General features: G+C 72.9%; 22 protein-coding genes. 13 read left to right on the top strand and 9 right to left on the bottom strand.

The window, feature by feature from the left end:
* Positions 1-134 precede the first annotated feature (134 nt).
* On the bottom strand, positions 135-944 hold the full coding sequence (locus AC069T_RS33975; RefSeq protein ID WP_478786405.1) for an SGNH/GDSL hydrolase family protein: 810 nt from the start codon (positions 942-944) through the stop codon (positions 135-137).
* A gap of 314 nt (positions 945-1,258) precedes the next feature.
* Here AC069T_RS33975 and AC069T_RS33970 point away from each other — a divergent pair, with 314 nt between their 5' ends.
* From AC069T_RS33970 to AC069T_RS33945, 6 genes are all read left to right on the top strand, one after another.
* A complete protein-coding gene (locus tag AC069T_RS33970) occupies positions 1,259-1,684 on the top strand; it encodes a hypothetical protein (RefSeq protein ID WP_478786404.1) in 426 nt (141 codons plus the stop codon).
* A 1-nt stretch (position 1,685) separates the two neighbouring features.
* Positions 1,686-2,780, top strand: coding sequence for a GNAT family N-acetyltransferase (locus tag AC069T_RS33965; protein WP_478786403.1), 1,095 nt, complete (start codon positions 1,686-1,688; stop codon positions 2,778-2,780).
* A gap of 379 nt (positions 2,781-3,159) precedes the next feature.
* On the top strand, positions 3,160-3,975 hold the full coding sequence (locus tag AC069T_RS33960) for a glycosyltransferase family 2 protein (protein WP_478786402.1): 816 nt from the start codon (positions 3,160-3,162) through the stop codon (positions 3,973-3,975).
* The gene (locus AC069T_RS33955; protein WP_478786401.1) at positions 3,972-4,976 is read left to right on the top strand and encodes a glycosyltransferase family 2 protein; all 1,005 of its coding nucleotides are present in this window, start codon (positions 3,972-3,974) and stop codon (positions 4,974-4,976) included. Before AC069T_RS33960 ends, AC069T_RS33955 begins: the two co-directional genes overlap by 4 nt.
* A gap of 112 nt (positions 4,977-5,088) precedes the next feature.
* The gene (locus AC069T_RS33950; protein WP_478786400.1) at positions 5,089-5,892 is read left to right on the top strand and encodes a polysaccharide deacetylase family protein; all 804 of its coding nucleotides are present in this window, start codon (positions 5,089-5,091) and stop codon (positions 5,890-5,892) included.
* On the top strand, positions 5,885-10,063 hold the full coding sequence (locus tag AC069T_RS33945; RefSeq protein ID WP_478786399.1) for a lipopolysaccharide biosynthesis protein: 4,179 nt from the start codon (positions 5,885-5,887) through the stop codon (positions 10,061-10,063). The genes AC069T_RS33950 and AC069T_RS33945 overlap by 8 nt, the downstream gene beginning before the upstream one ends.
* Before the next feature lie 42 nt (positions 10,064-10,105).
* Here the strand turns inward: AC069T_RS33945 and AC069T_RS33940 are convergent, their stop codons facing one another.
* On the bottom strand, positions 10,106-11,527 hold the full coding sequence (locus tag AC069T_RS33940; protein WP_478786408.1) for a GH39 family glycosyl hydrolase: 1,422 nt from the start codon (positions 11,525-11,527) through the stop codon (positions 10,106-10,108).
* A 158-nt stretch (positions 11,528-11,685) separates the two neighbouring features.
* Between AC069T_RS33940 and AC069T_RS33935 the strand changes: the two genes are divergently transcribed.
* Together AC069T_RS33935 and AC069T_RS33930 are read left to right on the top strand one after the other, a co-directional pair.
* On the top strand, positions 11,686-12,780 hold the full coding sequence (locus AC069T_RS33935; protein WP_478786398.1) for a DUF5925 domain-containing protein: 1,095 nt from the start codon (positions 11,686-11,688) through the stop codon (positions 12,778-12,780).
* A 77-nt stretch (positions 12,781-12,857) separates the two neighbouring features.
* The gene (locus tag AC069T_RS33930) at positions 12,858-13,643 is read left to right on the top strand and encodes a DUF72 domain-containing protein (RefSeq protein ID WP_478786397.1); all 786 of its coding nucleotides are present in this window, start codon (positions 12,858-12,860) and stop codon (positions 13,641-13,643) included.
* A gap of 165 nt (positions 13,644-13,808) precedes the next feature.
* Here AC069T_RS33930 and AC069T_RS33925 read toward each other — a convergent pair whose 3' ends face one another.
* Positions 13,809-14,180, bottom strand: a complete 372-nt coding sequence (locus AC069T_RS33925; protein ID WP_358855578.1) for a GntR family transcriptional regulator — start codon at positions 14,178-14,180, stop codon at positions 13,809-13,811.
* A 121-nt stretch (positions 14,181-14,301) separates the two neighbouring features.
* Here AC069T_RS33925 and AC069T_RS33920 point away from each other — a divergent pair, with 121 nt between their 5' ends.
* Positions 14,302-15,231 carry a GNAT family N-acetyltransferase gene (locus AC069T_RS33920; protein ID WP_478786396.1) on the top strand — a complete coding sequence of 310 codons (930 nt, stop codon included), beginning with the start codon at positions 14,302-14,304 and terminating at the stop codon, positions 15,229-15,231.
* A complete protein-coding gene (locus AC069T_RS33915; RefSeq protein ID WP_478786395.1) occupies positions 15,212-15,733 on the top strand; it encodes a ribonuclease FAU-1 family protein in 522 nt (173 codons plus the stop codon). The genes AC069T_RS33920 and AC069T_RS33915 overlap by 20 nt, the downstream gene beginning before the upstream one ends.
* A 322-nt stretch (positions 15,734-16,055) precedes the next feature.
* On the opposite strand, the gene AC069T_RS33910 is transcribed toward AC069T_RS33915, so the two are convergent.
* On the bottom strand, positions 16,056-16,667 hold the full coding sequence (locus tag AC069T_RS33910; protein WP_478786394.1) for a class I SAM-dependent methyltransferase: 612 nt from the start codon (positions 16,665-16,667) through the stop codon (positions 16,056-16,058).
* A 147-nt stretch (positions 16,668-16,814) separates the two neighbouring features.
* On the opposite strand from AC069T_RS33910, the gene AC069T_RS33905 reads away from it, so the two are divergent.
* Positions 16,815-16,949 (top strand): hypothetical protein, encoded by a 135-nt coding sequence (locus AC069T_RS33905; RefSeq protein WP_358855575.1) that lies wholly within the window; start codon positions 16,815-16,817, stop codon positions 16,947-16,949.
* 73 nt (positions 16,950-17,022) lie between these two features.
* Here AC069T_RS33905 and AC069T_RS33900 read toward each other — a convergent pair whose 3' ends face one another.
* On the bottom strand, positions 17,023-17,493 hold the full coding sequence (locus AC069T_RS33900) for a GNAT family N-acetyltransferase (RefSeq protein ID WP_478786393.1): 471 nt from the start codon (positions 17,491-17,493) through the stop codon (positions 17,023-17,025).
* A 151-nt stretch (positions 17,494-17,644) separates the two neighbouring features.
* On the opposite strand from AC069T_RS33900, the gene AC069T_RS33895 reads away from it, so the two are divergent.
* Positions 17,645-18,700 carry a lytic polysaccharide monooxygenase auxiliary activity family 9 protein gene (locus tag AC069T_RS33895; RefSeq protein WP_478786392.1) on the top strand — a complete coding sequence of 352 codons (1,056 nt, stop codon included), beginning with the start codon at positions 17,645-17,647 and terminating at the stop codon, positions 18,698-18,700.
* A 104-nt stretch (positions 18,701-18,804) separates the two neighbouring features.
* Here AC069T_RS33895 and AC069T_RS33890 read toward each other — a convergent pair whose 3' ends face one another.
* Together AC069T_RS33890 and AC069T_RS33885 are read right to left on the bottom strand one after the other, a co-directional pair.
* Positions 18,805-19,665, bottom strand: a complete 861-nt coding sequence (locus tag AC069T_RS33890) for an esterase/lipase family protein (RefSeq protein WP_478786391.1) — start codon at positions 19,663-19,665, stop codon at positions 18,805-18,807.
* Between the two features lie 161 nt (positions 19,666-19,826).
* Positions 19,827-20,273: a MarR family winged helix-turn-helix transcriptional regulator gene (locus AC069T_RS33885; RefSeq protein WP_478786390.1), complete on the bottom strand. Its 447-nt coding sequence runs from the start codon at positions 20,271-20,273 to the stop codon at positions 19,827-19,829.
* 90 nt (positions 20,274-20,363) lie between these two features.
* Here AC069T_RS33885 and AC069T_RS33880 point away from each other — a divergent pair, with 90 nt between their 5' ends.
* The gene (locus AC069T_RS33880; protein WP_478786407.1) at positions 20,364-20,738 is read left to right on the top strand and encodes a cupin domain-containing protein; all 375 of its coding nucleotides are present in this window, start codon (positions 20,364-20,366) and stop codon (positions 20,736-20,738) included.
* A 22-nt stretch (positions 20,739-20,760) separates the two neighbouring features.
* On the opposite strand, the gene AC069T_RS33875 is transcribed toward AC069T_RS33880, so the two are convergent.
* Positions 20,761-21,735, bottom strand: coding sequence for a DNA polymerase Y family protein (locus tag AC069T_RS33875; RefSeq protein ID WP_478786389.1), 975 nt, complete (start codon positions 21,733-21,735; stop codon positions 20,761-20,763).
* Complete coding sequence (locus AC069T_RS33870) at positions 21,732-25,244, bottom strand: DNA polymerase III subunit alpha (protein WP_478786388.1); 3,513 nt, start codon at positions 25,242-25,244, stop codon at positions 21,732-21,734. The genes AC069T_RS33875 and AC069T_RS33870 overlap by 4 nt, the downstream gene beginning before the upstream one ends.
* Between the last annotated feature and the right edge of the window lie 116 nt (positions 25,245-25,360).

Genomic DNA, 25,360 nt, shown 5'->3' with positions numbered 1-25,360 from the left:
GGGTGTCGGGTGGGCCTCTCGCAACCCGCCACGGACAGCGAGAGACCCCCCGGCGACGAGAGGGAAGGAAACGGGAAAAAAAAAAAACCCCCCCCCCCCCCCCCCCCCCCCCCCCCGGGCCGGGACGCCGGGGCTCAGGCCCCGGCGGTGAAGACCGGGAGGTAGCCGCCGGACTGTCCGGCGGCGGTGGGGTGGTACGACTCGCCGATGTTCAGCCAGTTGACGCTGTGCAGCCAGGCGCTGCCGGAGCAGATCTCGTGGCCGGTAAACGTGGTCCTGACATCGCCGAATGTGAAGCCGTGGGCGGCGGCACGGCGGGCGATCGCGCTGTCCAGGTAGTCGGCGGCACTGTTGATCGCGGACCGCTCCGTCTCGGAGAGGCCGGCGACGCAGTTGCCGCTGAGCTGGTAGAAGCGGGGGTAGCCGATGACGACCACGTGGGCCGACGGGGCCTTGGCGCTGATCGCCGAGTAGACGCTGTCGAGCTTGCCGGGGAGTGTGGAGTCGACGTAGGCCCGGGCCGTGGCGATCCGGGACAGGCAGGAGCTCTCGGACTGGAGCACACAGGTCGTCATGACGTCGGCGAAGCCCGCGTCGTTGCCGCCGACACTGATCGAGACGAGTCCCGTGCCGGTGTTCAGGGGGCTCATCTGGTTGGCCAGAACATCACCCGTACGAGCGCCCGAGCAGGCCGCGAAGTCGAACGACGAGGGTGAATGGGCGGCCGCCCAGAGGTAGGGATAGGCCTTCGTGCTGCGCTTGCAGTCGCCGCTGGAGCTGAGGTAGCTGCCCGCGCCGACGCCGGAGGAGTAGGAGTCGCCGAGGGCCACATAGCCGGTGGCCGCGGCGGTCTGGGACGCCTGTGCCGTCGCTGCCCCGGTGAGGGCCAGACCGACGGCGAGGAGGAGCGAGGTCGCGTATGCCGTGAAGCGGGAACGTCTCATGGAACCTCCCTTTAGCAGGATCTCTGCAATAACTGTGGTAGCAGCTACGCGTGTTGACTGGAAGTGTCCATGCCAATTCTGTTCCACCCGCGCCGGATCCTCCGGCGCGTTCACCCCGCCCTTGCCTGCATGCCCATGACGTGACCGACGCAAGCCCTCAACTCGCTTACCGGAAACGACCGTTAGGCCACACGAACACCTGTTCAAGGGCGGCCGGGAACCGCCGGGCGGGCGCCTGGGGCATCTTGACGGGCCCCCAGGGCCTGCGCGACTCTGAAGCCCGGCATCCGGCGCTTCGGGGGGCAAAGTCGCCCATGCAGACCATACGTATCAAGGCACGGTCGGCAGACGGTGCCGCCCGGTCGGAAGCGCGTCCCGGAAGGGACCTGCCGGCGCTGCTCGCAGGTGCCGCGACAGCGGTCGGAGGCGTCGGCGCGGTCCTCGCTCTGGCGGACATCGACTCGCCCCTGCGGGCGCCGTTCACCCTGTTCTTCCTGCTCGCGGCCCCGTCGGTGGCCATCGCCGCCGCGCTGCGCGGACTGCCCGCCTTCGGCCGCGTCCTGACGTCGGTCGCGGGCGCCGTCGCGGTCAACATGCTGGTGGCCCAGGGGATGCTGGCGGTGCACCGGTGGTCGGCGCCCGGCGGGGTCGCGGCCGTGGCCGCGATCAGCTGCCTCACCCTGCTGCTGGTGGCGGCACGGCGGCCGCGTGGCCGGGCGAGCCGGGACGGGACGTCCTGACGTGGACATCGGCGTGTACCGCCCCGGCGAGCTGAGTGCCGCCGACCGGGCGGCCTGGGCGGCCCTCCAGTCGAAGGCCCACCTCGGCGGCTCACCCGGACTGGCGAACCCCTTCCTCTCCCCCGAGTTCACGCTCGCGATGGGCCGCTGCCGGCGCGGCGTGCGCATCGGCGTGGTCCACGAGGGCGGCGAACCCGTCGCGTTCTTCCCGTTCCAGCGCACGGCCACCGGTGTCGGCCGGGCCGTGGGCCTCGGCGTCTCCGACTGCCAGGGCCTGGTGCACCGCCCCGGGTTCACCTGGGACGCCCACGAGCTGCTGCGCGCCTGCGGACTCGCCGTATGGGAGTTCGACCACCTGGCGGAGGGTCAGGCGCCGTTCGAGGCGGAGGCCTCCGGCACCTTCCCCTCCCCGGTCATGGACATCGACCAGGGGTACGAGACCTATCTGCGGAAGCTGCGGGAACGCTCGCCGAAGTTCACCAGGACCACGCTCGCCAAGGAGCGCAGACTCGGCCGGGACACCGGCGAGGTGCGCTACGTGCACGACGAGTGCGACCCCGCGGCGCTGCGCACGCTCATGGGCTGGAAGTCCGCCCAGTACCGCAGGACCGGACGCAGCGACCGCTTCGCGCACCCCTGGATCACCCGGCTGGTGCAGCAGCTCTTCCACACCCGCTCCGAGCCGTTCGCGGGGATCCTGTCGGTGCTCTACGCGGGCGGCAGCCCGGTCGCCGCGCACTTCGGGCTGCGCAGCGAGCGGGTGCTGGCGTGCTGGTTCCCGGCATACGATCCGGCCTTCGCCAAGTACTCGCCGGGGCTGGCGCTGCATCTGCACATGGCCGAGGCGGCCGCCGCGGACGGCATCGCCTATCTGGATCTCGGCCGGGGCCAGAAGGAATACAAGGACTCCCTGAAGACACGCGAACTCCTGGTGTCCGAAGGGTGGGTGACCCGACGTCATCCGATCGCACTCGGACACCGGGCGCGGCGCGCCCCTGTCCGGGCACTGCGCAACGCGGTGCTGTCCCGGCCGGAGTTCTTCGCGCCGGCCGACCGGGCCCTCAAACGGATGGGAAGGATTCGTTCGAGGAATTGATTTACGCCCAAAACCACAAAAAACGTGAGGCCTCGTCCCAGGCCTTGCCATACGGATGCAATCGTCAATACCGTCGTACATCTCACCCGCACCGGTCCATCATCAAGCGGCTCAGGGGAGGGCTCAGGTCCGCGATGGTCCCGGCGCGGGGCGCGGTAGGGGGGTGCCGTGCTCGGTGACCACACCTGTGCCGAGACGTGCCGCGAGACCGTCTTCGATGTCGCTTTCCCCGACGTCGGAGCCGGCCAGTTCTGCCAGCTCACCCGGCATGCGCGGAGGTTCGCTCCCGCATGCCGTCGGTGAGAACCCCCCTTTCGAACCGGACACAGAGCGGACCGCCCGGGGGCGGGCGGTCCACCGGACGAGAGGGACCAGATTCATGAGTTCAGTCCTGCGCCCAGCCTTTTCGGGCCAAGAACAGTCAACAGCCGGCACGTACCGTCCGATCTCCTCCCACCTGGCGATCGCACCGCCGGTGAGTGTGGTGATTCCCGCGATGAACGAGGCGGAGAATCTTCCCTACGTCTTCAAGACGCTTCCGCACTGGATACACGAAGTGGTTCTCGTCGACGGCAATTCCACCGACGACACCGTGGAGGTAGCACGCGACCTGTGGCCCGGCGTGAAGGTCGTCGAGCAGCGCGGCAGAGGCAAGGGCGATGCCCTGATCACCGGGTTCGAGGCGTGCACCGGCGACATCATCGTGATGGTCGACGCGGACGGCTCCGCCGACGGACACGAGATCGTGTCGTACGTGTCCGCGCTGGTGTCCGGGGCCGATTTCGCCAAGGGCTCACGGTTCGCCAACGGCGGCGGCACAGACGACATGACGCCGGTCCGCAAGCTCGGCAACTGGGCGCTGTGCACGGTCGTCAACAAGAAGTTCGGCGCCCGGTACACCGACCTGTGCTACGGATACAACGCGTTCTGGCGGCACTGCCTCGACAAGATCGACCTCGACTGCACCGGCTTCGAGGTCGAGACCCTGATGAACATCCGGGTGGTCAAGGCCGGCCTCAAGGTCCAGGAGATACCGAGCCACGAGTATCTGCGGATCCACGGCACGAGCAACCTGCGCGCCGTGCGGGACGGGATCCGGGTGCTCAAGGTGATCCTCAGGGAGCGCTCCAACCGGCGCGCGCTGCGCAGATCGCACGCGCAGGCACTCACCCTGGGCCGGGGAGAGGTGTCTTGAGCGAGCCGGCCGTCTCGGTGGTGGTGTGCGTCTACACCGAGGACCGCTGGGAGGACATCCTCGCGGCGGTCGCCTCGGTGCGGGCGCAGTCCCTGCCGGCCCTGGAGACACTCCTCGTGGTGGACCACAACACCCCGCTACTGGAGCGCCTGAGCGGGGAGTACAAGGAGACCGACGGGGTGCGGGTGCTCGCCAACGCGGGCCCCCGCGGCCTGTCCGCGGGCCGCAACACCGGCATCGCCGCCGCGCGCGGCGAGGTCATCGCGTTCCTCGACGACGACGCCGTGGCCGAGCGGGACTGGCTGCGGCACTTCGCCGAGGGGTACGCGGATCCGCGGGTCATGGCCGTCGGCGGGCGGACGGTGCCCATCTGGGCGTCGGGCCGTCGGCCCGGCTGGTTCCCCGAGGAGTTCGACTGGGTGGTGGGCTGCACGTACCGCGGCCTGCCGCCCGGCCGGGTGCGGGTGCGCAACGTCCTCGGCGGCAACGCGTCCTTCCGCCGCACGGCGTTCGACGTGGCGGGCGGTTTCGCGACCGGCATCGGCCGCGACGGCGACCGGCGCCCGCTGGGCTGCGAGGAGACGGAGCTGTGCATCCGGCTCACCCGCGCCAGGCCGGACGCCGTCCTGCTGATCGACGACCGGGCGGTCATCCATCACCGGGTGCCCGCGCCGCGCGAGCACTTCGCCTATTTCCGCGCGCGCACCTACGCCGAGGGCCTGTCCAAGGCGCTGGTCGCGCGCAGCGTCGGCGCCGGCAAGGGCCTCGAGTCGGAGCGCCGCTACACGACCCGTGTGCTGCCCGCGGGGGTCGCCCGCGGGCTGCGTGACGCCGTGCTCGCCCGGCCCGGCGGGGCGGGACGCGCGGGTGCCATCGTGGCCGGAGTGGTGACGGCGGCCGGGGGGTACGTACTGGGCAGCCTGCGGGCCCGCAGGGGCGGTGCCGTGTTCTCCGTGGCCGGGATCGAGGGGGTCCCGGACGACGAGGGGGCGGCGACATGAGCGCAGCGGGCCCGGGGAGCGGTCCGGGACACGGGATGCGGCGGCCGTACGGCGCCGGCGCGCCCGGCGTGCCCGGCGTGCCCGGTGCGGCGCCCGCCGGGGGCGGTGCCGGATGACGTCGGCCGTTCCCATCCTCATGTACCACTCCGTGGCGACGGCCCCCAACGAGGCGACACGGGAGCTGTCCGTGGCCCCCGGGGCGTTCGCGGAGCAGATGGCGCTGCTCCGGGACCGCGGCTTCGAGCCCGTCACCACGGCTCAGCTGGCCGCGTCCTGGCGGGCGACGGGCTGTCCCCCGCTGCCGCCGCGGCCCGTCCTCGTCACCTTCGACGACGGCTACGAGGGCGTGCACCGGCACGCGCTGCCCGTGCTCGCCCGGCACGGCTTCGCGTGCACCCTGTTCGTCTCGACGGGCTGGCTGCGCGGCGCGCACGACACCGGGGGCGCCCTCGACACCATGCTCGACTGGGACCAGGTGCGCGCACTCGCCGCCGAGCAGACCGAGATCGGCGGGCACAGCCACACGCACCCGCGGCTCGACGACCTGCCGGACGACGCGCTCCGGTCCGAGCTGCTGCGCTGCCACGAGATCATCGCCGGTGAACTGGGCGCTCCGCCCCGCTCGTTCGCGTACCCGTACGGTTACTCCAGCCGCCGGGTGCGCCGTGGGGTGCGCGAGGCGGGCTTCAGCCAGTCGCTCGCCGTCGGCAACGCCCTCGCGCGCCGCCGGCAGGGGCCGTACGCGCTGCAGCGGGTCACCGTGCGCCGTACGACCGGAATCGAGGAGTTCGAGCGGCTGGTCGAAGGCCGCGCGATCGCCCGCAACTTCGCCAGGGACCGCGCGCTCACCAAGGGGTACGCCGTGGTCCGCAGAGCACGACAGGTCCGCCGGAAGGCCATCCGTTCCCGTGTCTGACACGACCACCACCCAGGCCGACACGCCCGCGCCCGAGGTTCCCGGGCGGCAGCCGGGACGCCGGCTGCGGCTGCCCCTGCGCCGCCGGGGCGGCGCCGCGGGCGGCAGCCAGCTGTTCCGCAACGCCTACGCCCTGATGCTGAACACCGGTATCTCCGCGGTGCTGGGCCTCGGGTACTGGCTGGTGGCGGCCCGCTACTACTCCGAGGCGGCCGTCGGCCAGGGCTCCGCCGCGATCGCGGCGATGAAGCTGCTCGCGGGCCTCACCGCGGTGACGCTGACCGGCGCCCTCGCCCGCTTCATCCCCGTCGCGGGCCGGGCCACCGGCCGTCTCATCCTCCGCACGTACGCGGGCAGTTCGGCCGTCGTGGGTCTCGCGGCCGTCCTCTTCCTCCTCACGCTGGACGTCTGGGGACCCTCGTACCGTTTCCTGGGCGGGCCGCTGCACGGGCTCGGGTTCGTCCTCGCGGTGATCGCCTGGTCGCTCCTGACGCTGCAGGACGGGGTGCTGACCGGGCTGCGCAGCGCGCTGTGGGTGCCGGTGGGCAACACCGTGTTCTCCGCGGTGAAGCTGCTGCTGCTCGTCGTCCTGGCCGCGGTGATCCCGGCGACCGGTGTCTTCGTCTCCTGGGTCGCCGCGATCGCGATGTCCGTGGTGCCGCTCGGCTGGCTGGTGTTCCGGCGTCTGGCACCCCGGCACGCGAAGGCGACCGGGGACCGCGCGCGGCCGCCCACGCTCAGGGAGGTCGGCCGCTTCCTCGCGGGCGACTACACCGGCTCCCTCTTCTCGCTCGCCGTGGTCTACCTGGTCCCGGTGCTGGTCGCCTCGCAGGTCAGCTCCACCGACAACGCGTACTTCTACATCACCACGACGATCGGCGGCACGGTCAACCTGCTCGCCATCAACATGGGCGCCTCACTGACCGTCGAGGGCTCGCACGACCCGGCGCGGCTCTCCGCCAACACCCGGGCCGCGCTGCGCCGGATGGCACGGATCATGCTCCCGGTGTGCGGGCTGCTGTTCCTCGGGGCGCCGTACATCCTGCGGGTGTTCGGCGCGGGCTACGCGGACGCGGCGACGCCGTTGCTGCGCTGCTTCGCGGTCGGCGCGGCGCTGCGGGTCGTCATGGAGACGTACTTCGCGGTCCTGCGCGCGCAGAGCCGCACCTCCGGACTCGCTTATCTGCAGGGCCTGTTGTGCGTACTGGTGCTGGGGCTGACCGTGGCCCTGCTGCCCCGCACGGGCCTGACCGGCGCGGGCGTGGCGGAGATCGTCAGCCTCGTGGTGATCGTGGCGATCGCGGCGCCGAAGCTGTACCGGATCGTGCGGACCGCGCCGGCCCCGGCGCCGCCCGAGGACACCGCGCCGGACGGGGACCTCGCGGACCTGGGGACGCGCGAGATCGCGGTGTCCCGGACCGGTGGGCACAGGCGCGGGCCGGCCTGGGCCCTCGACTCGGACACCCTCGGGCTCGGACTGCACGTCGACTTCGAGCACCTGGAACGCAGGCCGGACGTACGGCCGGGTCCGGGGACCCCGCCCACCGGGACGCCGGCGGTGCGGGCGGACCGCCGGCCGTCGTGGGCCCGCGCGACCCCGGGGGCACCGCGGGAGCGGGTGGGCCTGCCGCCGGAGGCGCGCGAGCCCGGCGCAGAGGCCTCACCGGCGCGGGCCGAGCCGGTCCGGGCGGACGACGCGCCGTCGGGTGCCCGGGCGGACGACGCCCCGAGGGGCGGGGTGTGGCCCATACGGGCGGCTGAGGGGCCGGGCCGACGGGGTGCCGGGGTGCCCGGCGGAGTGCGGACCGGGGGGCCGGGCCCACGGGGGGCCGGGCTGCCGGGCGGACTGGGGGCCGGGGCGCGGGGCGGACTCGGGGCCGGGGCGGCCGGCGGCGGGGAGACCGGGGTGCCGGCCCGACGGGAAGCCGAAGCCGGGACGTCTGCCGCCGGGCAGGCCGAGGTGCCCGGCGGACGGGCGGCCGGGGTGCCCCGCGGACGGCAAGCCGAAGTGTCCGGCGGCGGCGAGGTCGTGGAGGCACCGGTGTCCGGGACCGGTGTGGCCGGTGTCGCCGGTGTCGCCGGTGTCGCCGGTGTCGCCGGTGTGGTTCAGGGGGGCAACCCGGCCGGACCGTCGCGGTCGCTGCGGGAGCGGCTCACCCACCCCGCCCGGCCCGGCTTGCTGCCCGGCTGTCTGCTGACGGCAGCGCTGCTGCTCTACTGGCTGCCCGCGCTGCGTCTCGGCGAGGCCGACCTCGACCGGATGGGCGGGCTCGGGCTGATCTCCGTGCTGCCGCTGCCGACGCTGGCCGGGGCCGCCCTGCTGGCCGTCGTGTTCGCCTCGCTCCTGTGGCCCGCGCGCGAGCACCGGGGGCTGCTGCTCGTCACCCTGCTCGCCACCGTGGTGTCGCTGCACGCCCTGCCCGCCGTCCTCGAGACCGAGCCGCGGTTCGCCACCGCCTGGCAGCACCTCGGGTTCCTGGACCACATCGACCGGACCGGGTCGGCCGTGCCCGACCTGGACGCGCGCTGGAGCTGGCCGGGCTTCTTCGCGCTGGCCGCGTTCCTCGCCCGGGCCTGCGGGGTCGGTGATCTCACCGAGGTCATCCGCTGGTGGCCGCTGACCATGCAACTCCTTTACCTGCCGCCCCTGTTCCTGCTGGTGCGCTCGCTGCGGGCGGACTGGCGAGCCAAGTGGACCGGCATCTGGATCTTCGTGCTCAGCGGCTGGGTCGGCCAGGACTACTTCTCCCCGCAGGGCTTCACCTACCTCCTCCACCTGGTCTTCGTGGCCGTCCTGCTGGTGTGGTTCCGGGCGCCGCGGGTGCTGTGGGCACGGCTGCGGCCCGGCGAGGCGGAGGTCGAACCGGCCGACCGCCGGCAGCGGGCCGTCCTGCTGACGGTCCTGATCGCCCTGTTCGCGGCGACCGTCCCGGCCCACCAGCTCACCCCGTTCATGATGCTGGGCGTACTCGCGGTCCTGGTCCTGGCCGGCCGCAGTGAACTGCGCGGGCTGCCGCTGCTGTTCGGCGTCCTGGTCGTCTTCTGGGTCGGCTTCATGGCCGAGCCGTACTGGTCCGGCCACTTCGACGAGCTGTTCGGCGGGATCGGCGGAGTCGGCGGCAACGTCTCGTCGTCCGTGTCCGGCCGTATCGAGGGCGGCAGTCCGACCCACAAACTCGTCCTCTACGCGCGCGTGCTGCTCGCCGGCGGGGTGCTGGCGCTCGCCTGCTGCGGCTGGTGGCGCCGGCGCCGCCACCGGTACAGCGAGCGTTCCCTGCTGATCCTGACGTTCGTTCCGTTCCTGGGCTTCGGCATGCAGTCGTACGGCGGTGAAATGGCTCTGCGTGTCTTCATGTTCGCCCTGCCGGGAGCGGCGCTGCTCGCCGGCCTTGCCCTCTTCCCGCGCACCGGTGTCACCGGCGGGGACCGCGCGCGCGACCGGGTGGGCCCGGCGCCGCTGGCCGCGCTCATGGCGGGCCTCGTCCTCATGGGCGGCTTCCTGGTGGCCCGTTGGGGCAACGAGCCCTTCGAGCGGATCAGGCCGGGCGAGGTCGCCGCGATGGACTACGTGTACGCGCACGACGATCCGACCGTCCGGCTGCTGTGGCTGAGCAACGACACCGTGGACAACGTGACGCCCGCGATGCCGTGGGGCGCGCGCGACATGGAGAAGGTCGAGTACGTGCCGACGCTCGCACCCGCCGACCCGGTCCTGGTCTCCGGGCTGGTCAAGGGACTCAAGGACGCCGGCCCGAACTCGTACCTGATGGTCAACCGCAGCCAGGTGGTCTATCTCCGGATGGACGTCGGCTATCCGGCGGCCTGGGAGTCGCGGCTGGTCGGCCACCTCGACGGCCGCAAGGACCTGAAGAGGGTCTTCGCCAACGCGGACGTGACGATGTACGCGCTGCGCAAACAGCCCGCGGGCGCGGTCCCGAGGGCGGACCCCGGGCCGATCGGGCCGCAGGTGACGTGGACTCCCTGGTCGGTGGTCGGCGGGCTGGCGGCGATCGCGCTGATCGTGCTGCTGACCGCGCGGGAGGTCGTGCGGGTCTCGGTACGGCCCGGGGTGCGGCAACTGCGCCTGCTGCAGGGCAGCTTCTGGTTCTCGCTGCCGCTGCTCGCGGTGCTGCTGGCCTCGCTGGTGCAGCGGTTCATGACGATGTCGTAGCGCGCCGGAGCACCGGCGGGCGTCCGGCCGGGGGCACGCGGTCTACCGGTCGCGCCACTGCACCTCGTAGGCCGCCAGGTGGAACCGCTTTCCGTCGACCTTCGCGCTGACGGAGCGGTCCCGGGTGTTCACCACGAGGACCGCCTCGTCGTCGGCCAGGACGCGGACGTCGGGCCGGTCGTCCTTCGCGACGGAGACCGTCTCGTACGCGGTGCCGGGCGGGAACTCCTCGTGGAAGCGGGAGATCAGCCCGAGCATCGGCAGGGCCTCGCCCCCGTCGTCGCCCGCCGTCGGGGACCACAGGCAGCCCGCACACGCGGGCCCCTTCTCCTTCTCGGGGTTCCAGTAGAAACCGGAGGAGGCGCCACCGCGGGCCATCGCCATCAGCCCGGACGCCTGCACGGCGACGCGACGGGTCTCCGACCAGCCGGTGCGCTCGTCGTTCCCGTCGGCCGGCTCGACGTAGTACTCGGCCCACCACAGCGGCAGGCCGCCCGTCCGCTCGCGCACCCACGTCCCGACCGCCGTGAGTTTGTCGGTGGCGGTGAACTCGTCGGGCAGCAGGTCGTCGTCCCTGGTGTAGCTGGAGCCGTCGACGACGACGAAGTCGGCGCCCGCCTTCTTCTCGTTCCAGTAGGTGAAGGCGTCCAGGACGCGCCGGTCCATGGCGCCCCAGGGCCCTCTCACGGTCGCCGACGCGTCCTGCCGCTGGCGTGGATGGACGCTGTCCATGACCAGGTAGGGGCCGCCCACCATGATGTCCTCGTCGACCTTCTTGAGCGCCTTGTAGACCAGGTTGTAGAGCTCGGTGTAGCCCTCGTGGTCCCAGCGGCCCTCGGACTCGTTCCAGAAGCCCTTGAACTCGTTCCAGACGATGAAGTGGCGTACGTCCGGGTACCGCTTGGCGACGGTCGCGGCCAGCGCGGCGAAGTCCCCGTAGTGCGCGCGGTCGGGCGCCCTCTCCAGGGCCGCCTGACTCCAGTCGGTGCTGTCCGCGCCGGACTCGCCGCCCTTCATCCAGTCCGGGGAGCAGCACAGGGTGACGACCGGGGTGCCGCCCGTCGCGCGGACGAAGTCGATGCGGCGGTCCATCTCCGCGAAGGCGTAACGCCCCTTGACCGGTTCGGGGTTGCCGGCCCCCCAGCCCATGATGTGCTGGATCTGCGGCAGCCTGCGCTTCGACAGCAGTCCCTTCACGCGTGCGGTGGCCGCGCCGCTGCCCTGGTCGGCGCTGAACTGGGTGTGGGTGAGGCCCCAGCCCACCTCCGGTCCCACCGCGCCGTGCGGGACGGCGGGGGTGCCGTGCACCTTGTCCCCGTCCGGGGTCGTCCCCGCGGTGCTCCCGCCGTCGCCGGGCAGGGTGTTGAGCAGCGTCAGCACCAGGGCCAGCGCGGCCGCCGCCACGCCGAGCAGCGCGGTGAGCCGCCACCGCAGCGGCCCCGAGTTCCACCCGTGACGTCCCATCATCGGCAACAGTAACGGCGGGGCGCGACGGGAGACAGGCCTCGTCGGCGCGCAGCCGGGTGGGCGGGCGCACCGGAGGAAGCGGGCGCAGCCACGGCACACGGGGCGCACCGCGGAAAGCGGGTGCACGGGGCGTCCGCGTGACGGATCATGGCGGCATGTCTGCGAACCCACACGACGCTCTGCCGATCCGGCTCAACGTCGACGACAGCGACTCACCGTCGGACGTCGTCGACGCGCTGTTCCTCGGCCGCTTCGCGACGGGCGAGCAGCCTCACTCGCACGCGGCGAACATCGACCGCGTACGTTCCGGGGCGACCCTGCTCCCGCCCGGGTCCCGGGTGCTGCGCTCCGCCCGTGACGACGACCGCAGCGCGACGCTCGCCGAGGGCGACGGCTGGACCCTGCTGGTGTCCCGCTGGAACCGGGGCGCCGACGTCACGGTCACCGCGACCAGCCCCGAGCTGGCCCAGAAGATCCTCGGCCAGGCCACGGACGGCGCCGCCGACGAACCCGAGCCGCAGCCGGAGAACGTGACCATGGGGTTCTGGTACGTGTCCCCGAGGCGCGGCCCGCACCGCACGACCCGCCAGATCTCCGCGGGCACGTGGGAGGAGGTCCGGCCGAACTACACCGCGCCGGTCGCCGACGCGATGGACCGGCTGATGAAGACGACACCGGAGGACATCGCGGGCCGCCTGCTGCTGCTCCACGGCCCGCCGGGCACGGGCAAGACGTCCGCGCTGCGCACGCTGGCCCGTTCCTGGCGGGACTGGTGCCAGGTCGACTGCGTCCTGGACCCGGAGCGCCTGTTCGGCGACGTCGGCTATCTGATGGACATCGCGATCGGCGAGGAGGACGGCACGGGCAAGGGCCGCTGGCGGCTGCTCCTGCTGGAGGACTGCGACGAGCTGATCCGGGGCGAGGCGAAGCACACCGCGGGCCAGGCCCTCTCGCGCCTGCTCAACCTGACCGACGGCCTGCTCGGCCAGGGGCGCAACGTGCTGGTGGGCGTGACCACGAACGAGGACCTGGAGCGTCTGCACCCCGCCGTCGTCCGTCCCGGCCGCTGCCTCGCCCGGATCGAGGTGGGTCCGCTGACCCGCCGGGAGTCCGTGAACTGGCTGGGCACGGAGGAGGGCGTCGGACGGGAGGGGGCGACCCTGGCCGAGTTGTACGCGCTGCGCCGGGGGACGTCACCGACGTCCGTGCCGGACCAGCGGGAGGGCGCGGACGCGGGTCTGTATCTGTAGCAGGGCCGGGGTCGCGTCTGCGGTCGCGCGGGTCTCGTCCGCAGGTCGCGTGCCACGGCTGGTGCTTTGATGGGTGTATGACCGTGTTCCTGGGCACGTCGGGGTGGCAGTACAAGGACTGGCGCGACGTCCTGTACCCGGCCGGGGTCCCGACGCGGCTCTGGCTGGAGGCGTACGCGGCACGGTTCGCCACCGTCGAGGTCAACAACGCCTTCTACCGGCTGCCGGCGCGGGAGACCTTCGAGAACTGGCGGGAGCGTACTCCGCCGGACTTCGTCGTCGCGGTCAAGGCGAGCCGCTTCCTCACCCACATCAAGCGGCTGCGCGACCCGGAGGAGCCCGTGCAGCGGCTGATGAGCCACGCCGCGGGGCTCGGCGACCGGCTCGGCCCGGTCCTGCTCCAGTTGCCGCCCACGCTGCGCGGCGACGCCGGTCTCCTCGACGACTGCCTCGCCCGCTTTCCCGCGGGCACCCGGGTCGCCGTCGAGCCGCGCCACGAATCGTGGTGGACCCCCGCCGTGCGCGAGGTCCTGGAGTCCCGGGGCGCCGCGCTCTGCTGGGCCGACGTGCTGGCCCGGCCGGTGACCCCGCTGTGGCGGACCACCGACTGGGGCTACGTCCGCTTCCACGTCGGACGCACCCGGCGGTGGCCGCACTACGGACGGCAGTCCCTGATGACGTGGGCCGGGCGGATCGCGGAGACCTGGTCCGACGGCCACGACGTGTACACGTACTTCAACAACGACCCGCATGCCGCGGCGGTCCTGGACGCGGTGGTGTTCGCCAGGGCCGCGACGGCGTCGGGCCTGACGGTCACCCGCACCCCGCGGCACCTGCCGGCGGCCCCGGCCGCGGGTTCCTAGGGCCTGTCTGACAATTCCCGTCGTCACCCGGAGACCGGTTTCGCGGCGAGTGGGGGTACCTCCCACGCCGTTCAGGCAGGGGGAGTGCATGGCGTCGCGAGGCAGACGGGAATTGTCAGACAGGCGCTGTGACCGGAAAGGTTCACAGCACCGGCCGCCCCTCGGTCAGTTCTCGCCGTAGGCCGCGCGGAGGGCGTCGCGGACGGCGGCGAGGGCGGCGTCCTCGGCGAGACCGAGGCGGCGGACGCGCTCGGCGTACGCCTGCGCGGCGGACGCGGCCTCACGCTCGGCGGCCGAGCCGGCGGCGGCCACGACCGTGCCGTTGCGGCCGCGGGTCTCGATCACCCCGTCCGCCTCCAGGGCCCGGTACGCCTTGGCGACCGTGTTGGCCGCGAGGCCGAGGGACTCGGCGAGACCGCGCACCGTGGGCAGCCGGTAGCCGACCGGCAGCGCTCCCGACCTGGCCTGCTCGGAGATCTGGGCGCGCACCTGCTCGTAGGGCGCGGCCCCCGCATCGATATGGATCTTCAGGGTCACGCGGTGATTGTCCCGCACGCGGCGCGGCGCAGGACGCCCCGGCGCGCAACCGCCCCGCCTGCCCGCCGTCGGCGGAAAATGGGAGGCACCGGAACCCGCCCCGCGCGTAGCGTGCGGCTCCATGACAGTGATCGTTCGCGACGTCCGCCCGGGCGACCCGCGGGACACCGAGGCCTTCGCCAGGATCCGGGGCCTCGCCCTTCCCTACATGTTGTCCACCTCCGAATCCGTCGCGTACGACGCCACCCACACGCATCCCGACGCCCGCTTCCGGCCCCTCGTCGCCGAACAGGACGGCGAGCCGGTCGGCACGGCCCAGGTCGGCCTGGCGTACGACAGCCCGCAGCCCGGCCAGGGCTATCTGAACGTGTACGTGCACCCGGACCGCACCGGTCGCGGGGCGGGCTCGCTGCTGGTGCGCGCCGCCGAGGAACATCTGGCCGCCCTCGGCGCCACGCGGCTGTTCGCCTGGGTGCTGGACGAGCCGGCGAACCGCACGTTCGCGGAGAAGCGCGGCTACCGCGCGAGCCGCTCGGCGCACTTCCTCCGCCTCGATCTGCTGGACGGCGGCCTGCCGGCGCTCCAGGACCCCCCGCCCGGAGTCGAACTCCGCAAGGCGTCCGACTACGCCGACGACCCGCGCGCCCTCTTCACGCTGGACGCGGAGACGTCGAACGACGAACCGGGCGACATCGCGCACGAGTTCACGGACTACGAGAGCTGGCTCGAGGAGACCTGGCGCCACCCCCTGTTCAGCCCGGAGCTGACCTCGGTCGCCGTCGTCGAAGGCCGGCCGGCGGCGTTCAGCGCCGCGCGCACCGACGGCGGCACCCGCTACGGCACCGTGATGACGGGCACCGGCCGCGCCCATCGCGGGCGCGGACTGGCCAAGCTCGCGAAGAACGACTCGCTGCACCGCGCCCGCGCCGCCGGCTTCACGGAGGCGTTCACGGGCAACGACAGCGGCAACGGACCGATGATGGCGATCAACCGCTGGTTCGGATACGAGATCTGCGCGACGGAGGTGAGGTATGTCCGCGAACTCGGCTGACGCGCGGTCCGCGGCACCCCGACGCCGGGTGGAGGTGGTCCTGGTCAAGTCCGGCCGGGTCAAGATCCGTTACCCGGCCGTACTGGTCGACGACGACGGCACCCGGGTCACGGTGCGCGCTCCGTGGGCCGGCGACGGGGTCCGCGACTTCGGCTTCGTACGGTTCGAACCGGGCGACGTCTTCACCGAGCACTACTGGCGGGACCGCTGGTACGCGGTGAAGGAGGTGCGCGACGCCGGGGGCGCCCTGAAGGGCTGGTACTGCGACATCACGCGCCCGGCCGTGGTCCGCGCCGGTGAGCTGGTCGTGGAGGATCTCGACCTGGACCTGTGGCGGTCGGCCGACGGGACGGCCGTACTGCGCCTGGACGAGGACGAGTTCGCGGCGAGCGGTCTCGCGGCGGCGGATCCAGCGGCGGCGGCCGCGGCCGAGCACGCCCTCGACGAACTCGAACGGCTCGCCCGGGAGGGCGACTTCGAGGCGCTGCTCGCCGGGACGTGACGCCGACGCCGGGCCGGAGCCGGGGACTGCCTCGGTATCGCACCCGGGCCCTGTCGGCCTCACGTCCGGCCGCGCTCCCGTACTGCCCGGCGGTGGCTCGACGACGGCCCCGGGCCGGCTCGGCGCCCGTTCGAGAACCGCTCGGGGATCTCTGGACTCGGAGCCGCATACCGCTCGACGGGAGGCCGAGGCGGCGGCCGGGGCGCGCTCGGCCTCGGCGACCGTCACCCACCGCGCCCGACGGGTCGCCGAGTCACCCGGGCACAGCGCCCGCCGGACTCGGCACCCGTCACTCACGGCGACCCCCGGTTCCGGCACCCCCTCACGCCGACGCCACCACCGCGTACCGCTCGTCCTCGACCTCGCGCCCCCACAGCCGGGCATCGTCCGACAGCCGCTCCACGCGGACGGCCCCTGCGAGGGGTGCCAGCAGCCCGACCAGGCGCTCGGCGGACATCCCGACCGGGCCGACCGTCCCCCACACGCCCTCGATCAGCACCAGCCGCCCGCCGGGACGCAGCAGCCCGCGCCAGTGGCGCAGCACCCGCCCGGGTTCGGGCAGCGTCCACAGGACGTGGCGCACGAGGACGACGTCGAACCGCTCCTCCCCCACCGGCGGCAGCGCAGCGTCACCGACCATGAACACCGCGTCGCGTCCCGCGAGTTTCGCGCGGGCCTGAGAGACCATGGACCGAGAGAGGTCGACACCGGTGACCCGGTGCCCCTGCTCGGAGGCGAGGAGTGACAGACTTCCCGTCCCGCATCCCAGGTCGAGGACGTCCGAGGCCCGCTCCGGCAGCCACTTCCGCAGCCGGGCGGCCCAGGAATCGCGCACCAGGGGATCACGCAGACCGTGATCCGGCGCGTCGTCGAAAGTGACGGACTCCGCTTCCCAATCGACGCCCGACGTTTGGCCGTCGCTGTTAATGGTCATGTGGCCAGGGTGACACCCACCACTGACAGTCCGACGGACCGTCGGATCGTGACCACCGCCACTGACAGATCCCGACCGATGAGGAACGCTCCCCAGCAGGGTCTACCTCCGTGGAGTCACGGAACCCGGTAGGCCAAGGAGGCAGCCATGCGCCGTGTGACCGTGCAGAAGCCCCTGAAGAGGTCGGACTCCCGTCGCGTGCGGGACGAGGCCGACGAGCGCCCCACGGAGCGCCCGGAGGTCCGCAAGGACATCCACCGCACCTGGTGGCCCGACGGCTGATCCACGCCGTCCGCACGCCCGCCCCTCCTGAGCCCCGCCAACCGTCGACCGCCCCGGACAACTGCGGAGAGCGTCAGAGCAGCCGCTTTCGGTAGTGGACGCGGTCATAGGGACCGTCGACACGACGCTCCACGACCTCGTAGCCGAACCTCGGATAGATCTTCTGGTTCTCCCACATCATCGCGTTGGTGTAGAGCCTGACCTCGGACAGCCCGAGCGCACGCGCGTGTGCGTCGACGAAGGCGAGCAGCCGTCCCCCGACGCCCTTCCCGTGGGCGTCGGGGTGGACGGCGATGCTGTCGAGGAACAGATGGTCCGCGTGCGCCTCGATCACCACGAGGCCCGTGACGGGCTCTCCCGTGACGAACACCCGCCCCGCCGCCACCTGCGCCGCGTGGTCCGCCTCCATGGGCTGCGGCACCACACCGATGCGCGCGATGTACGGCCGGTACGCCGCGTCGGTCACGGCCGCGACGGCGGCCACGTCCGCGGCACCCGCCGGCCGGATCCCCGGCACTCCTGCGTCTGTCGAAGCCTCGTCCATACCGGAACGGTACCTACCTGATCGCAGTCTCAGCGCTCCCTTAACCGCACCATAAAGATCGCCATGCCCCGCCCCCAGCAGGGGATTTCGCGGATTCCCCGGGCTAGTTTGCTGAGCGCCCCACAGTTCAGGACCGTTTCGAGGAGTCTTCATGCCCGCTCGCCGCACGGCCGCCGCGGTCGCTTCCGCCGGTGTCGTCCCGCTCGCGCTGACCGCGCTCGCCACCGCGCCGGCCGCGGCGCACGGCACGATGGGCGACCCGGTGAGCCGGGTGTCCCAGTGCTACGCGGAGGGCCCGGAGAGCCCGAGGTCGGCTGCCTGCAAGGCGGCTGTCGCGGCCGGTGGCACGCAGGCGCTGTACGACTGGAACGGCATCCGGATCGGTGACGCGGACGGCCGGCACCAGCAGCTGATCGCCGACGGCACGCTGTGCAGCGCCGGCAACGACGAGTTCAAGGGCCTCGACCTGCCCCGCGCCGACTGGCCGGCGACGAGCGTCGGCAGCGGCTCGTACACCTTCAGGTACCGGGTGACCGCCCCGCACAGGGGCACGTTCAAGGTCTACATCACCAAGGACGGCTACGACCCGTCGAAGCCGCTCGGCTGGGGCGACCTGGACCTTGCCCACCCGGTCGCCGCGAAGACCGACCCGGCCGCGGCGAACGGCTACTACACCTTCTCCGGCACGCTGCCGCAGCGCTCCGGCAGGCAGCTGCTGTACGCGGTCTGGCAGCGCTCGGACAGCCCGGAGGCCTTCTACTCCTGCTCGGACGTCACCTTCGGCGGCAGCGGAGCCGGAAGCGGCGAGGGCAGCGGTTCCGCGGGGGGCGGCGGCGGTTCCGCCCCCACCCCGTCGGCCTCCGCGCCTTCCGAGGAGCAGATCGAGGACGGTGCCGACAAGTCGACCGTGGAGCACCACGGCCACGGCGACGACGACGCCGCCACGTCGGCGGAGCCCACCGCGGCCTTGGGCGCGGACGACGCGGAGCCCACCGCGGCTTCCGGCGCGGACGCCGCCGAGCCGGCCGCCGGCACCGTGAACCGGCCTGCCGCCGCGGGGACTTCGGAGAACCTGGCGGAGACGGGCGGCGATCCCAGCACCTCGTACCTCGCGGTCGGCGGGGCGGCCGCCCTGGCCGCCGGCGCCGCGGCGCTGTTCGCCTCGGTCAGGCGCCGCGCGGCGGCCGGCGGTCGCTCCGGCCGCTGAGGCGACGCGACTTCGCGCCCGGTCGCGAACGGGTCCGGGGTCCGCCCGGCGGCTCAGGCCGGGCGGACCCCGCTCACGTCGGCCGGACTCCTCGGCCGAGCTGGTCAGTCGAGCACGGACGCGCAGGTGGTCGCGGTGGCGTGCGCCGGATCGAGGGCGTTCGCCACCTCGTGGTACGCGACCCGGTCGAGGAGGCCGATCGCCACGTGCCCGGAGAAGTCGGCGGCGCACAGGTTCTGCACCAGCACGTTGCGGACGCCGGAGCCGCTGAGGAACTGCGAGGCGTACGGCGTGACCACCTCGTCGTACTTGGTGGCGATCACCGTGTAGTGGACGCCGGCGACCGTGTCACCGCCCGCGTTGAGCTTGGTGAGGAAGGCGGAGCCGGCCACCTGGTCGGCCAGCCCCGGCGTGCTCGCGGACAGCAGGGCCTCGGCACCCGGGAAGTACGGGAGGAGCTTGGCGAGTCCGTTGAGAGTGGTGCCGTGGTTGTCGGGCGCGATTCCGACGAGGGCGTTCACCTTGGCGGCGCCGCCGAGGAACTTGAGGTAGTAGCGGGGCATCATGCCGCCCTGCGAGTGGCCGACGAGGTCGGCCTCGGCGGCGCCGGTCGCGGCGAGCACCCTGTCCACGAAGACCCGGAGCTGTCCTGCCGACTTGTCGATGGGGCCGAGGCCGTGGAAGAGCGGGACGCCCGGCAGTTGGCCGTAGTCGAGTGAGTAGACGCAGTAGCCCCGGTCCACCAGGTAGGGGGCGAGGGTCAGCCAGTTGTCGACGGAGTTGCCGAGGGTGCCGTGGACGAGGACGACGGGGCGCGGGTGGGCGGCCGAGGGCTTGCAGGAGTAGTCGTTCCAGCCTCGCCCGGGGGCGGTGTCCGCACGGGCGGTGGCGGCGGGGACGGCGGTGGCGGCGGCGGCCAGCAGCAGGGCTGCCAGGGGTCTGAGGGCGCGCTTCCAGGGCAGCATCGTGTGATCTCCTTGCGGCTCAAGGGAGTTGCGACGGCGTACGCCCTGTGATCCGGATCACGAGGATGCTGTTCACTCGTCAAGTTACGAACGAGTAGCGCAAGTGTGAAGTTACGCGGCGGCAAAAACTCGCACGGGTAAGCGGGTCCTGTGGTTCGGCCTCACCACGTGGGGCGGATGGGGCCCCGGGGCGAGATGCGCGTCAACTGCGCGCACAGCCGGTCGACTTCTTCCTCGCCGAGCAGTTCTGCCCACGGCCGCACGGCCTCCGCCGCCGCCTCCTCCGCGGCGCGCGTGCAGGCCCGTCCCCGCTCGGTCAGCACGAGCAGCCGGGCGCGGGCGTCCCCGGGGTGCGGCCGGCGCTCGACGTACCCCTTGCGGACCAGTTCGTCGACGAGCTGGCTCGCGGCCTGCTTGGTGATCCCCAGATGGGCGGCGACATCGGTGGCCGTCGCGCCGTCCGGGGCGAGCCGGGCGAACGCGAAGCCGTGTGCGGGCCGCAGCCCCTCGAAGCCGCGCGCGACGACACCGGCGTGGATGCGCTGCGTCAGCTCACCGGCGACGGCGAGCAGGGCGGCGGACAGGGCCATGGCCTCGGAATTGTGCACGGGAGCATTCAAACACCCTTGACGAACTGGTCAAGCTGCCTGACCATATAGTCAAGCAGCTTGACCATATGGTCCCAGTGGAGGTTCGCCATGCCCGTCGTCCGTTCGTCCGAAGCCGTCGTCCACGAGATGCACGGCGCCCGTTTCGTCTCGTACGCCGCCCCCCGCAGCGGCAGCCGGGAGCTCTGCGCCTGGCGCGGTGAGATCCCCGCGGGCACCAGGGCACCGCTGCACACCGTGAACCGCGAGGAGATCTTCCACCTCGTCTCCGGAGAACTGCTGATCACCCTCGACGGCCGCACCGAGCGGATCACCGCGGGCGACGTCCTGATCGTCAACGCCGGTGCGACTCTCGGCGTGGAGAACCCCACGGGGGAGCCGGCGGTCTCCTGGGTCACCACGTCCGTCGGCCTGGAGGCGGAACTGGCCGACGGCACACGGATCACGCCCCCTTGGGCCAACTGAGGCCGCGGCGAAGCGGGTTCGGCTACGCGGCCAGTGTCCCCGGCACGATCACGTGCGGTCCGAATCTGGCCCGCGCCCGGTCCGCCGCCTCCTCGACCCGGCGGACCTTCTCGTCCACCGGATCGAAGGTGAGCTGGTAGGAGGCCTGTCCGGCGGGGGCCAGTCCCTCGGCGCGCAGGACGACCGCGCGCACCCTGGCGCGTTGCAGGCCGAGCACCTCGTACATGCGGTACGCGGTGGCCGTGAGCGCCGAGGAGTGGGCGGTCGGCTCCTTCAGCGTGCGGCTGCGGGTCGTCGCGGAGCGGTCGGCGTAGCGCACGGTGAGCGTCAGCGTGCGGCACACCTGCTCCAGCGAGCGCAGCCGGGTGCCCAGCTCCTCGGTCGCGGAGAGCAGCGCCCTGCGGTGCCGCCCGGGATCCAACTCGTCCCGGGGGAAGGGGCGTTCCGTCGCCAGGGAGCGCGCCGCGGCGTTCGGGACGACACGGCCGCGGTCGACGCCGGAGGCCTTCTCGTGCAGTTCGCGGCCGGCCCGGGCGCCGGTGAGCCGCTGGAGGGTGGACAGGGGTGCGGCGGCGACCTTGCCGAGGGTGTCGAGGCCGTACTCGCACAGGGTGCGGGCGGTGGCGGCGCCGACGCCGGGCAGTGCGGCGACCGGCTGGTCCGCGAGGAACTCCCTGACGGAGCCGGGATCGCCGGACACCACCCGGGTCCCGCCGCGCGTGGCCTGCCGCAGGGCCATGCGCGCCGGCATCGGGCCGGGGCCGGCCCCGATGACACAGTCCACGCCGTGGCGCGCGAGGGCCCGCACCCGTATCACCGAGGCGAGTTCCACGACGCCCCGGCCGAAGTACCGTTCGGCGCCCCGCAGGTCCACGAGCGCCCCATCGGGCGGCAGCGCCTCGACGACCGGGGTGAACTCCTCGAGCAGGCCGATGAGTTCAGGCAGGGCGGCCTCGGACATCGAGGGCAGCTGGAAACGTACGCAGAGGATGGTCATCCCGCACTCCCCGGAGACTGGTGCCACAACTTCTTTCCCCCCGCGGGCCCTTCGCCCGCGGGTTTCAGATCGGCCCAGGGGTGCATCTGGAACCCCGTGGGCAGGCGGATGCTCCGGCCGGCCATCGGGTCCTGGGCGGCGGAGCCGGCCGGGCGGGGCCGCCCCTCCGAACCCGCGAGCCTGGCCCGGGACGGTCCGTCGCCGTCCCGCTGAGGACCGTCGGAGCCGTCCTCGGCCGCCCTGTCCGCCTCGGCCAGCCGTGCGGCCACGCCGTCCAGGCCCTCCTCCCGGCGCACCTCCAGCAGGTCCGCGAGGTTCCAGGCGGCGGCCCCCACCACGCTGAAGCCGCGTGAGCCGCGGCGCTGGACCACTCCGCGCACGAGGAGCAGCCAGGAGTGGAAGACGGTGTGCGCGCAGGTGTCGTGGGAGTCGTCGAAGAAGGCGAGGTCGACCAGGCCCGTGCCGTCGTCCAGCGTGGAGAAGATGACGCGTTTGCCCGAGCGGATCGGCGGGGTCTGGGTGGCCGCCTTGGCGCCGGCGACCAGGACCGTCTCCCCGTTGCGCGCCTCCCGCAGCCGGCGGGCCGTGACCACGCCCAGCTCCTGGAGGAACTCCCGGTGGTCGTCCATCAGGTTGCGGGAGGTGTCCATGGAGAGGATGCCCAGCTCGGCGCTGAGCTTCTCCGCCTCGTCGAGGTCCGGCAGCCCGGCCGACGCCGTCCGCCGGCCGCCTGCCAGCGGGAGCTGGGCGCCGCGCCCGCCGCGCGCGCCCCGGTGCAGCTCCGTCAAGTGCAGTTGCAGATCACGGCGGTTGGCGCCGAACGTGTCGAGGGCGCCGACCTGTGCGAGCCGCTGGGCGAGCGGCCGGCTCGGCCGGGCCCGCTCCCAGAAGTCGAGCAGTGAGGCGTACGGCTGCCCGTCCGCGATCCGTGCCGCCTCGGCCTCGCTGATGCCGTGCACGTCGGAGAGGGCCAGCCGCACACCCCAGACGTCCTTGACTCCCCTGTATTCAGACACCAGTTCGATACGGTGGGCGACCGCCGACCGGTTCACGTCCAGCGGCAGGATCGGCACCCCTCTGCGCCGCGCGTCCGCGAGCAGCAGCCGCTTCGGATACATCCCGGGGTCGTGCGTGAGCAGCCCCGCGTAGAAGGCGGCCGGGTGATGCGCCTTCAGCCACGCCGACTGGTACGTCGGTACGGCGAAGGCGACGGCGTGCGCCTTGCAGAAGCCGTACGAACCGAAGGCCTCGACGATCTCCCAGGTGCGCGCGATCGTCTCCGCGTCGTAGCCCTTCGCCGCCGCGTGCTGGGCGAACCAGATGCGGATCCGCCCCTGCGACTCCATGTCGGACAGCCCGCGCCGCACCCGGTCCGCCTCGTCGCGCCCGCACCCGGTCATGATGTCGACGATGTCGATGATCTGCTCGTGGAAGACGACGACCCCGTACGTCTCCTTCAGCGGACCTTCCAGGTCCCGGTGCGGATAGCGGGCGGGCGCGCGGCCGTGCCGTGCCTCGATGAACGGCCGCACCATGTCGGCGGCGACCGGCCCCGGCCGGAAGAGCGAGATGTCGACGACGAGATCGTGGAAGGTCGCGGGCTGCAGCCGCCCGACCAGGTCCCGCTGGCCCGGCGACTCGATCTGGAAGCAGCCCAGCGTCTCGGTGGACTGGACGAGCCGGTACGTCGCCGGGTCGCCCTGCGGTACGGCGTCCAGGTCCACGGGGCCGCCCGTCGCCCGCTCCACCTCGGACACGGCGTGCGCCATCGCGGACTGCATCCGCACCCCGAGGACGTCGAGTTTGAGCAGCCCGAGGTCCTCGACGTCCTCCTTGTCGAACTGCGACATGGGCAGGCCCTCGCCGCTGGTCGGCATGACCGGCGTACGGGCGAGGAGGGAGGCGTCGGAGAGGAGCACCCCGCACGGGTGCATGGCGACGCCGCGCGGCAGGGCGTCGAGCGCCTCGACCAGCTCCCACAGCCGCCCGTACTTCTCCTTCTCCCCGGCCAGCTGCCGCAGTTCGGGCAGTTCGTCCAGGGCGGCGCGGGCGTCGCGGGCGCGGATGTGCGGGAAGGACTTGGCGATCCGGTCGATGTCGGCCGGGTCCATGGACAGCGCGGCGCCCACGTCGCGGATGGCGTGCCGGACGCGGTAGGTCTCGGGCATCGCGACGGTCGCGACCCGCTCGGTGCCGAACCGGCCGATGATCGCCCGGTAGACCTCGATCCGGCGCGCGGACTCCACGTCGATGTCGATGTCGGGCAGCACCGAGCGGCGCTTGGACAGGAACCGCTCCATCAGCAGCCCGTGCTCGACGGGGTCGGCGTGCGCGATGCCGAGGAGGTGGTTGACCAGCGAGCCGGCGCCGGAACCGCGTGCGGCGACCCGGATCCCCATCTCCCGCACGTCATCCACGACTTGAGCGACCGTCAGGAAGTAGGAGGCGAAGTTGTGGTGGGCGATGATGTCGAGTTCCCGGTGCATCCGCTCCCAGTAGTCCCGGCGTCCGGCGTAGCCGCGCAGCACCATGCCCGCCGCCGCCCGGGAGGCCAGGGCGCGCTGGGCGGTGCGGCGGCCCGCCCCGACGAGGTGGGGCTCGGGGAAGTGGACGGTCCCGATGCCGAGGTGGTCCTCGGGGTCGACGAGGCACTGGGCGGCGGTGGCCTGCGTCTGTTCGAGCAGCCGGTACGCGGTGTCGCGGCGGAAGCCGGCGGCCTCGACGATCCGCTCGGCGGCGCCCAGCATGGCGCCCGGGTCCTTGAGCCAGGCCTCGCCGCTGTCCAGCTCGCGCCGGGGGTCGACGGGGACGAGGCGGCGGGCGGCGTCCAGGACGTCGGCGACCGGGCCCATGCCGGGATCGGCGTACCGGACGGCGTTGCTGAGCACCGGGCGCACCCCCTGCTCGGCCGCGAAGCCGACGGTGCGCGCGGCCAGCCGCAGGGAGCCGGGTCCGGTGCCCGCCCGGCCGTGCCACACGGCTTCCAGCCGCAGGGCGTCACCGTAGCCCTCCCGCCACGGCGTGAGCAGTGCCGCGGCCCGGTCGGGACGGCCGGCGGCGAGCGCGCGGCCGACGTCCGAGGCGGGGCCCAGCAGGACGGTCAGACCCTCGGCGTGGTTGTCCGCCCGGGGCAGCAGCGGCGGGCCCTCACCGGCCTGCGATGCCGTAACGATTCTGCAGAGGTCCGCCCAGCCGGCCGCACCGTCCCGGGCGAGGAAGGTCACGCGGGGCGCCGACTCGTCGACGAAGGCGCCGCCGCGGACCGGGGTGCGCCGCTTCTCCCCGCGTCCGGTCTCGCCCACCGCGAGTTCGGCGCCGAACAGCGGACGGACGCCCGCCTTCGCGCACGCCTTGGCGAACCGGACCGCGCCCGCGACGCTGTCCCGGTCGGTGAGCGCGAGGGCGTCCATGCCCCGCTCGGCGGCACGCTCGGCCAGCCGCTCCGGGTGCGAGCCCCCGTACCGCACGGAGAACCCGGAAACGGTGTGCAGATGCGTGAACCCCGGCACACGCACCTCCCGCACCCGTGAGCCCCTGGCCGGGCTCTCGAACATTAGTTCCCAACTGCCTCACCTCCACCATAGACCAATTTTCGAACAAGCGTGCTACATCCATTCGGGCCTGT

The organism is Streptomyces sp. NPDC043867, from assembly GCF_056435845.1.
This window is presented reverse-complemented; position numbering and strand designations above follow the sequence as displayed.

Coding starts and splice junctions, on each gene's coding strand:
- AC069T_RS33975 (WP_478786405.1), bottom strand. CDS start 944: ATGAGACGTTCCCGCTTCACGGCATACGCGACCTCGCTCCTCCTCGCC.
- AC069T_RS33970 (WP_478786404.1), top strand. CDS start 1,259: ATGCAGACCATACGTATCAAGGCACGGTCGGCAGACGGTGCCGCCCGG.
- AC069T_RS33960 (WP_478786402.1), top strand. CDS start 3,160: ATGAGTTCAGTCCTGCGCCCAGCCTTTTCGGGCCAAGAACAGTCAACA.
- AC069T_RS33950 (WP_478786400.1), top strand. CDS start 5,089: ATGACGTCGGCCGTTCCCATCCTCATGTACCACTCCGTGGCGACGGCC.
- AC069T_RS33940 (WP_478786408.1), bottom strand. CDS start 11,527: ATGGGACGTCACGGGTGGAACTCGGGGCCGCTGCGGTGGCGGCTCACC.
- AC069T_RS33935 (WP_478786398.1), top strand. CDS start 11,686: ATGTCTGCGAACCCACACGACGCTCTGCCGATCCGGCTCAACGTCGAC.
- AC069T_RS33930 (WP_478786397.1), top strand. CDS start 12,858: ATGACCGTGTTCCTGGGCACGTCGGGGTGGCAGTACAAGGACTGGCGC.
- AC069T_RS33920 (WP_478786396.1), top strand. CDS start 14,302: ATGACAGTGATCGTTCGCGACGTCCGCCCGGGCGACCCGCGGGACACC.
- AC069T_RS33915 (WP_478786395.1), top strand. CDS start 15,212: ATGTCCGCGAACTCGGCTGACGCGCGGTCCGCGGCACCCCGACGCCGG.
- AC069T_RS33910 (WP_478786394.1), bottom strand. CDS start 16,667: ATGACCATTAACAGCGACGGCCAAACGTCGGGCGTCGATTGGGAAGCG.
- AC069T_RS33905 (WP_358855575.1), top strand. CDS start 16,815: ATGCGCCGTGTGACCGTGCAGAAGCCCCTGAAGAGGTCGGACTCCCGT.
- AC069T_RS33900 (WP_478786393.1), bottom strand. CDS start 17,493: ATGGACGAGGCTTCGACAGACGCAGGAGTGCCGGGGATCCGGCCGGCG.
- AC069T_RS33895 (WP_478786392.1), top strand. CDS start 17,645: ATGCCCGCTCGCCGCACGGCCGCCGCGGTCGCTTCCGCCGGTGTCGTC.
- AC069T_RS33890 (WP_478786391.1), bottom strand. CDS start 19,665: ATGCTGCCCTGGAAGCGCGCCCTCAGACCCCTGGCAGCCCTGCTGCTG.
- AC069T_RS33880 (WP_478786407.1), top strand. CDS start 20,364: ATGCCCGTCGTCCGTTCGTCCGAAGCCGTCGTCCACGAGATGCACGGC.
- AC069T_RS33875 (WP_478786389.1), bottom strand. CDS start 21,735: ATGACCATCCTCTGCGTACGTTTCCAGCTGCCCTCGATGTCCGAGGCC.